Below are 3,281 nucleotides of genomic sequence, written 5' to 3'. Positions count from 1 at the left end.
AAGCGTGGCAGCTTCCTACCCTCGCAGGCAGTTTCCCACCAACTACTATCGGCGTAGAGAAGCTTAACTTCTGTGTTCGGCATGGGAACAGGTGTATCCTTCTCGCTATCGCCACCACACTATTTGTTTGAGAGTTTATACCCTCAAAACTGGCTATCATTGCTTTAAGTTTACCATAGAACGCGTATCTGTGTCGCGGTTAAATACGGAGTATTCAACCATTTGGTTAAGTCCTCGACCGATTAGTATTGGTCCGCTCCATACATCGCTGTACTTCCACTTCCAACCTATCTACCTGATCATCTCTCAGGGGTCTTACTTCCATATAGGAATGGGAAATCTCATCTTGAGGGTGGCTTCACGCTTAGATGCTTTCAGCGTTTATCCAGTCCATACGTAGCTACCCAGCGATGCGCCTGGCGGCACAACTGGTACACCAGCGGTATGTCCATCCCGGTCCTCTCGTACTAAGGACAGCTCCTCTCAAATTTCCTGCGCCCGCGACGGATAGGGACCGAACTGTCTCACGACGTTCTGAACCCAGCTCGCGTACCGCTTTAATGGGCGAACAGCCCAACCCTTGGGACCGACTACAGCCCCAGGATGCGATGAGCCGACATCGAGGTGCCAAACCTTCCCGTCGATGTGGACTCTTGGGGAAGATAAGCCTGTTATCCCCAGGGTAGCTTTTATCCGTTGAGCGATGGCCTTTCCATTCAGAACCACCGGATCACTAAGCCCGACTTTCGTCCCTGCTCGACTTGTCAGTCTCGCAGTCAAGCTCCCTTATACCTTTACACTCTGCGAATGATTTCCAACCATTCTGAGGGAACCTTTGGGCGCCTCCGTTACATTTTAGGAGGCGACCGCCCCAGTCAAACTGCCCACCTGACACTGTCTCCCGCCGCGCTAAGCGGCGTGGGTTAGAGCGTTCATACAGCAAGGGTAGTATCCCACCAACGCCTCCACCGAAACTAGCGTTCCGGTTTCTACGGCTCCTACCTATCCTGTACAAGCGGTACAAACACTCAATATCAAGCTACAGTAAAGCTCCATGGGGTCTTTCCGTCCTGTCGCGGGTAACCCGCATCTTCACGGGTACTATAATTTCACCGAGTCTCTCGTTGAGACAGTGCCCAAATCATTACGCCTTTCGTGCAGGTCGGAACTTACCCGACAAGGAATTTCGCTACCTTAGGACCGTTATAGTTACGGCCGCCGTTTACTGGGGCTTCAATTCTGGGCTTCGCTTACGCTAACTCATCCTTTTAACCTTCCAGCACCGGGCAGGCGTCAGCCCCTATACGTCATCTTACGATTTAGCAGAGACCTGTGTTTTTGATAAACAGTTGTTTGGGCCTATTCACTGCGGCTGACCTTGCGGTCAGCACCCCTTCTTCCGAAGTTACGGGGCTATTTTGCCGAGTTCCTTAACGAGAGTTCGCTCGCTCACCTGAGGATACTCTCCTCGACTACCTGTGTCGGTTTGCGGTACGGGTAGATTATTTCTCACTAGAAGCTTTTCTCGGCAGTGTGACATCAAGCACTTCGCTACTTAAATTTCGCTCCCCATCACGCCTTGTCCTTAAAGAAGTAAGCATTTCACTCGCTTCAAGACTTAACGCTTGGACATCCATTTCCAGCCGGATGCATGCTTTAGCCTCCTGCGTCCCTCCATCGCTCAAACAAAATAATCTAGTACAGGAATCTCAACCTGTTTGCCATCGACTACGCCTCTCGGCCTCGCCTTAGGACCCGACTAACCCTGGGAGGACGAGCCTTCCCCAGGAAACCTTAGTCATACGGTGGACAGGATTCTCACCTGTCTTTCGCTACTCATACCGGCATTCTCACTTCTAAGCGCTCCAGCCGTCCTCACGATCGACCTTCAACGCACTTAGAACGCTCTCCTATCGCGTCCACGTAGTGGACACCCACAGTTTCGGTACTATGCTTAAGCCCCGGTATATTTTCGGCGCAGCGTCACTCGACTAGTGAGCTATTACGCACTCTTTAAATGGTGGCTGCTTCTGAGCCAACATCCTAGTTGTCTGTGCAACGCCACATCCTTTTCCACTTAGCATAGATTTAGGGACCTTAACTGGTGATCTGGGCTGTTCCCCTTTCGACAATGGACCTTATCGCTCACTGTCTGACTCCCGGACTAAAATATGCGGCATTCGGAGTTTATATGAATTCAGTAACCCATGATGGGCCCCTAGTCCAAACAGTGCTCTACCTCCGCTATTCATCATCCGAGGCTAACCCTAAAGCTATTTCGGAGAGAACCAGCTATCTCCAAGTTCGTTTGGAATTTCACCGCTACCCACACCTCATCCCAACATTTTTCAACATATACGGGTTCGGTCCTCCAGTGCGTTTTACCACACCTTCAACCTGGACATGGGTAGGTCACTTGGTTTCGGGTCTACATCATCATACTCATTCGCCCTATTCAGACTCGCTTTCGCTACGGCTTCAGCTTTTCACTTTAACCTCGCATGATAACGTAACTCGCCGGTTCATTCTACAAAAGGCACGCCGTCACCCATTAACGGGCTTCGACTAATTGTAGGCACACGGTTTCAGGAACTATTTCACTCCCCTTCCGGGGTGCTTTTCACCTTTCCCTCACGGTACTGGTTCACTATCGGTCACTAGGGAGTATTTAGCCTTGGGAGATGGTCCTCCCGGATTCCGACGGAATTTCACGTGCTCCGCCGTACTCAGGATCCTGAACGGAGGGTAAGCAATTTCGACTACAGGGCTTTCACCTTGTTTCGCGTAGCTTTCCAGCTAACTTCGTCTATCACTTACTTTGGTAACTCCAATGTTCAGTCCTACAACCCCAAAGAGCAAGCTCTTTGGTTTGGGCTCTTCCCGTTTCGCTCGCCGCTACTAAGGGAATCGATTTTTCTTTCTCTTCCTGCAGGTACTTAGATGTTTCAGTTCCCCGCGTCTACCTTCAACATAGCTATGAATTCACTATGTGATAACTTGATTACTCAAGCTGGGTTGCCCCATTCGGAAATCTCCGGATCAAAGCTTACGTACAGCTCCCCGAAGCATATCGGTGTTAGTCCCGTCCTTCATCGGCTCCTAGTGCCAAGGCATTCACCGTGCGCCCTTTGTAACTTAACCTAGACAAATATAATTTGTCGGTTATCGCGATTCGAATTTCACTGACCTTACGGTCAGCTTAAGAAACTCGCACAAATACGCTGTGTTCTCGGCATTTAAAACTTAAAAACAATGATATCCAGTTTTCAAAGTACAAACAA

Annotated in this window: 2 rRNA genes; both read right to left on the bottom strand. The window is 50.0% G+C overall.

Annotated elements, in window-relative coordinates:
• Positions 1-2 precede the first annotated feature (2 nt).
• A 5S ribosomal RNA gene (gene rrf / locus LPA02S_RS11165) occupies positions 3-119 on the bottom strand.
• Between the two features lie 103 nt (positions 120-222).
• Positions 223-3,141, bottom strand: a 23S ribosomal RNA gene (locus tag LPA02S_RS11160).
• Positions 3,142-3,281: the final 140 nt, after the last annotated feature.

This window comes from Lacticaseibacillus pantheris DSM 15945 = JCM 12539 = NBRC 106106 (genome assembly GCF_001591865.1).
GTDB classification, from domain to species: Bacteria; Bacillota; Bacilli; order Lactobacillales; family Lactobacillaceae; genus Lacticaseibacillus; species Lacticaseibacillus pantheris.
This window is presented reverse-complemented; position numbering and strand designations above follow the sequence as displayed.